The following is a 5,012-nucleotide window of genomic DNA, read 5'->3' as shown; positions in this document are numbered from 1 at the left end:
GAATTGAAATAAGTCATTGTTTTAAATGGATTTTTGCAGGAATTGCTACGTTGCAGGGTCCTGTAGTTAGGATGACACTTTATTTTCCTCCCACAGCTAAGACGTGCAACCGTTGGATTGGCTGCTGTTCGAAAGTCAGTGAGTAAAGCAACCAGCATGTCGTCGCTATCGAAGTCAGCAAAATCTAGGTGCACTTCGATCTGAGGGTTCGTTGTCAGATCGCAACCGTCCCAAAAATCTGACAGTTTCAGCTGTCGCAATGAATCAGGAAGGGTGGGGTCGAGCACTAGGCGAATGGCAAACAGCAGGTTGCTTTTGCCGACACGATTCTCGCCCAGCAACACGATGTTGCCGGCGAGTGGGATATCGACTGACACAAAATTTCGGAAGTTGCGAATGCTCAAGCTTGCTAGGTGCATGAAATTCCCTCTTACACGCGGATCTCGTATTTCCGCTTCTACGAGCGTCCTGTCGAATCGCCTACCGACGTTTGAGCAAGGACATTCAGGATGGATAACTAGCGCCTCTTGGCCGCAATGAAAACACAGTAGCCATTGGCCTCCATCGTAATCGCATCAGCTGCCTCCAGCCTGCTTGCAGCCTAACAGCCCAGCCCCCGCAAAGGATCTACCGAATGTGCGCACTCTAGTGGGAGCGTGAAGCACAACCGGCTACGGCTTTTGGCAGTAGCCGTATCAGCACTCACCAAAAAACTGCTACTGGAATCGCCGGTGTAAATCCGGGAAGAGCAGTTGAGCGAACCATACTGGAAAGCCAGGATGTAGTTCGCGAGACTTGGGTGACGGCGCCTCTACCACCCCAAGCAGCAACAGTTCCTTGAGCTGATTGGCCGCCGTCTTGTCGTGCAGGTTGAAGTACGCCTTGAAGTCGGCGCGCGACACCGCGCCCTGAATAATCAGTAGGTATAGCGCGCGCGCGCCCTCAGGTTTGATGCCTGCATGGATGAAGCGGGGTTCGAATTGGACAATTCGTGCTAGCCGTTCGCGCAGGACTGGCATTGCCATAGCCTCACGCGTGTACTGAATCTGGTCCTTACATACCGAAAGCATGAAGCGCACAAACTCAACCAAGCCGGCTTGGGTCAGCTGCCCACGCCCATCCAGGTCGCCCCTGCGTCCCTGATCGGCCGCACTGAGGCGCGCATAATACTCGTCCTGCTTGCGGGCCAGGCCCCGTGAGATGGACCACAGAGGTGAGCCCAACCCGATTCTTGTCAGCTGCAGGTGCGTTGCCATCCGGACAACACGACCATTACCGTCCTCGAATGGGTGCACGAACGCCAGTCGATGGTGATAAGCCATGCTCGCCAGCAACTGGGAGCGCGGGTCATTTGCACTACCGTAAACCTGCTGCAGTCGGTTCAGCATCGGCGTCACTGATTCCCAGGCTGGTGCGTAATGCCCACCAACAACTACATCCTCTTGCGACTCATCACGAAGTCGGCCGGGTGTCATCAAACGGCCTTCACTCACCCTGAGGTCAGCGTCCTTCGCTCCGTCAAATAACTTGCGATGGAACGACTTCAGGAGATTCACTCCGAACATATCGCTCCACGTTATTTCGCTGCTGCGACGATCAAGCACTCGTTCAAAGGCTTCCTGCGCATGGATGTGCGTAATCGCCAGAAGGCCCAGCTCTTTGGCCTCCCTACGCTTAATACGCTGAGACAGCTCTGCAGGCTCGGTATATTGGCCTTCAATCAGGTTGCTGTAGTAGCTGTTGGTCAAACGCATCAGCTTGCCCAGCCGTTTGGCTGTCTCGGGAGCTACTGAGCCTGCAAGCTGTCCAGCCAGAAAAGGCAGTGAGTCAGCCAGCTCCAACACATCAGCCGGGTACCCGGGATGGGTCGGGATAATAGGCTCAAGCCAATGGATGCCTCTGATGAGCTGATCGTTCATGTCTTTTATTTTCTGATTTATTTTCTGACTTGTCAGGGCCTCAAGGCCCTTGCTACGACTTGCTCACAGGTTACTAACACACCAATCACAAGGGAATATTTTTCTCATTTTATTTCGGATTTAACGCCGATTTAGTTCTCCACTCACCTGCCCGATGTGAAGCATTGCAGTCCTGGGGAATTCACCTGGTAGGGACGGCCTGCTCTTTACGCGGAGCAACGGCCAGCGAAGGCCCGAAAAAATCATTCGGCGGTGGAGCTGAATACATTCGACCAGCATGTAGTGCTTGCTAGGAACTCTTCGCCTTTCCCCGCCAGAAGAACTTCACCAGCGCTCGGGTAGTGGCGCAACAGGTGCTTTGCACTGGATCGGACATCCTCCGGCAATTCAGCATTACGAGACAGCTCAATCAAAAAAGCTCTGGTATGGATGACAGCCCTGGTGCGCTCATGTGGCATGGTCATGCCCAGCCCTCCAAATACTGATCTAAACCCAAGCTGATTGGGGCCAGCAGGCGTCTGGTCGAACCGCTCAGCCTTCTCAACTTATAAAACCCCGCCGTATTCGATGCTGCGCAACAACCGACGCACTTGGAGCGCTCCAAGAATGGTGGTGCATAAAGAATGGGGGGGCCTCCCATCCAGGGCAAAATTGGGGGATGCGAGCCATGAGATAGCAGCGGCACGGCTACCGAAGACCTGTATGGCTAGCGTCTCGACCTGCTCAAGGCGCTCAGCAACCCCTGATTCAGACATCAGCTCTTTCCCCAGTAGTTTCCCTTGCTGACTAAGCCAAAATCCTCAGAGGAAAATGGCTGATCATCATCGAACATACCATTGACCATGCGCTCCCGACGCAACCCACTCAGCAGCCTGAAAAAGCAGGGCTCACAAAGATGCACCCGGTAGTGCTGCCCATCATGCTGGGAGCCATATCCCCATTGGGCTTCAAGCTTGCCATATTGGGGACCATAGCTGGGAATACCCGTGCCAGAGCGGCACACGTCGCAGATCACATCCTCAACGACATCGACCAATGCCTGCGACTTAATCTCCATGCACACCTCACGATTACGTTCCACACGACGCCGGCCGGTTATGGAATCATGAACACCAACATCATTGGATGACCCTCGACTGGCTGAGCATCAAAAACAAGCCAGTAGCTGCTGCCGGTAATGCTGGGAAAAGCTGACCTGGTAAGCGGGCTCAATTGCATAGCCACCCAGCGAAATGATGTTCGTAGGCTGAGATCTAACACCCGGTTCCACACCACCTAACCCCGCACCGTCGAAACCTTCGACATGTCCCAAAGTGCCCATCGGCTCAGGCCTGGAGCCTGGAGTAAAACCAGGCATCTGCACATCGCTCAAAACTGCCAGATCATCCGGTAAGTCATCCGCAATTCGCTCCGCAAAGCCCTGAAGCGTTGGCTCCGCCAGCATAAATAGCCAAGCCTGGGCGTCAGACTCACCTGTGCGCCGCAGTACCCGTCCGAGTACTTGCCGGTAATGCAGTTCGGTGCGGATACGGCTGAGATAGCAGCACACTTGCAGGCGGGGAATGTCGGTGCCTTCGCTGATCATTCCGACGGCTACAATCCAGCGGCAGGAGCTGCTGCGGAATGCATTGATAACCTGCTGCGCATCCGGGGTTTTGTTGGTCACGATACGACACTCTTCACCCATTGCTTCTAGAGCCAGGGCTATTTGCTGAGCGTGTTCGATATCGGTGGCCACCACCAAACCGGCGGCATCAGGTTTGATCTGGCGTAGCTCGTTCAGCTTGCTGCAGCCAAGGTCGAGGATTGGGTTGATCACCTCATCATGGCGCAGCAGTTCCTCATAGGTGACAGGTGACTCGCCCAACAGTTTAGCGATGCTGGGAAACAGCCTTACGGAGCTATCAGCACCAAGTTCCTCAGTAAGTTTCACCTTCTGATTGTCGAGCAACACAATACGAGGAGATCGGCATACGCCGTCGGCAACGGCCTCCTTCAAGCCATAGCGGTAATCACAGATCAGATGCCCTTCGGGCGATGAATACCGCGCCAGGACGATGGCCTTATCGTCCGAACGCCAGGGCGTGCCAGAAAGGGCCAGCGTGAAGGCAGCACGATCCTGTATCCGATGCAGTATCTGCTGCCCCCAGGCATTGCTGAGCAGCGGATCGTGACCTGCGCAATGGTGGATCTCATCGAAAACCACGAGCACACGGTAGTCATCAAGAAGCTGCCAGAATCCCTCACCACGGTGCTCCATAGCCTGATAGGTGTAGGCCGCCCCCACAGCACCTATCTGGCCGTCGAGACGCCTGCCTAGCACCTCAGCAAAGGTCGAGCGGAAGCCTTCAACGACCTGGCAGGAAGGCGCAAAACACAGCACCAAATCGATTCTGTCCTGTTCAAGCAGTCGGCTGGCCAGTTCTGCAGCCATGCGCGTCTTTCCGGCTCCCGGCGTTGCCTGGCAGAAGAAGTGCGGCGTGACGGTAAAGTGCTCCAACGCCCGAGTGATGCAGCTGTTCTGCCAGCTCCGTAGCGAGCTGCTCATCGTGGTGCAGCGAGCGTTTTGAGGGTCTTTTCGATGGCGCGCAGATGCCCCAGAAGGCGAGAACTGCGATCCCTGGCCTCCAGGTAATCACCTTCAACCTTGTCCCGCAAATGCGGCATCTCGTCCAGCAATAGCTTGAACCGCTCCGCCTCGCCCATTGAAGTGAGAAAGTCCAAGCGGATTTCTTTGTGGAGCGCATCCAACTGCAAATCCGTATTGACTGACGACTTAAGCGGCAAAGCCTCAAGGTCGCGAACGGCCTTGTCAGGTTCGGGCACTCCGGCAGCCATAAGGCTGTTCTCAAAACCGTTGTCGATCAGCTCAAGTTGCAGATGCGTCGGAATCGACTGCAAATGGTAGACCTGTCCTCGGACACGACGATCCTCATCCTGCACAACCCAGCCCGCACGAACTAATCGGCGAATCTGCTCATACACATAGCGGCGTACATCGGCGATACGGAACTGTGTGCCTTTCAGGCGAGCGGCATAGGCATCGCGCAGTTCACGGGTCGTAAAGGTTGCACGCCCTGGCTCCTGAAGCAG

Annotated in this window: 7 protein-coding genes; all 7 read right to left on the bottom strand. The window is 55.2% G+C overall.

Annotated features, from left to right (window positions below):
- On the bottom strand, nt 1-419 hold a 419-nt coding region (locus AUK77_RS00860; protein ID WP_296125276.1), incomplete at its 3' end, for an AAA family ATPase.
- A gap of 297 nt (nt 420-716) precedes the next feature.
- Complete coding sequence (locus tag AUK77_RS00855) at nt 717-1,919, bottom strand: Fic family protein (protein ID WP_296125275.1); 1,203 nt, start codon at nt 1,917-1,919, stop codon at nt 717-719.
- Between the two features lie 242 nt (nt 1,920-2,161).
- A complete protein-coding gene (locus tag AUK77_RS00850) occupies nt 2,162-2,383 on the bottom strand; it encodes a BPSL0761 family protein (protein WP_296125273.1) in 222 nt (73 codons plus the stop codon).
- Between the two features lie 81 nt (nt 2,384-2,464).
- Nucleotides 2,465-2,674: an MbcA/ParS/Xre antitoxin family protein gene (locus AUK77_RS18925; RefSeq protein ID WP_363079349.1), complete on the bottom strand. Its 210-nt coding sequence runs from the start codon at nt 2,672-2,674 to the stop codon at nt 2,465-2,467.
- Entirely contained in the window at nt 2,674-2,976 is a 303-nt protein-coding gene (locus AUK77_RS00845; protein WP_296125271.1) for a hypothetical protein, read from the bottom strand. The genes AUK77_RS18925 and AUK77_RS00845 overlap by 1 nt, the downstream gene beginning before the upstream one ends.
- Nucleotides 2,977-3,066: 90 nt before the next feature.
- Nucleotides 3,067-4,467 carry a DEAD/DEAH box helicase family protein gene (locus AUK77_RS00840; RefSeq protein ID WP_296125270.1) on the bottom strand — a complete coding sequence of 467 codons (1,401 nt, stop codon included), beginning with the start codon at nt 4,465-4,467 and terminating at the stop codon, nt 3,067-3,069.
- The coding region (locus AUK77_RS00835) for a hypothetical protein (protein WP_296125268.1) at nt 4,464-5,012 on the bottom strand (549 nt) is incomplete at its 5' end. The genes AUK77_RS00840 and AUK77_RS00835, both read right to left, overlap by 4 nt.

The sequence above is a fragment of the Pseudomonas sp. Ga0074129 genome (assembly GCA_001465025.1).
GTDB lineage: Bacteria > Pseudomonadota > Gammaproteobacteria > Pseudomonadales > Pseudomonadaceae > Aquipseudomonas.
This window is presented reverse-complemented; position numbering and strand designations above follow the sequence as displayed.

What these genes read in the sequence shown, in the direction of transcription:
- AUK77_RS00840 (WP_296125270.1), bottom strand. Translation starts at nt 4,467, where the DNA reads ATGAGCAGCTCGCTACGGAGCTGGCAGAACAGCTGCATCACTCGGGCG.
- AUK77_RS00845 (WP_296125271.1), bottom strand. Translation starts at nt 2,976, where the DNA reads ATGGAGATTAAGTCGCAGGCATTGGTCGATGTCGTTGAGGATGTGATC.
- AUK77_RS00850 (WP_296125273.1), bottom strand. Translation starts at nt 2,383, where the DNA reads ATGACCATGCCACATGAGCGCACCAGGGCTGTCATCCATACCAGAGCT.
- AUK77_RS18925 (WP_363079349.1), bottom strand. Translation starts at nt 2,674, where the DNA reads ATGTCTGAATCAGGGGTTGCTGAGCGCCTTGAGCAGGTCGAGACGCTA.
- AUK77_RS00855 (WP_296125275.1), bottom strand. Translation starts at nt 1,919, where the DNA reads ATGAACGATCAGCTCATCAGAGGCATCCATTGGCTTGAGCCTATTATC.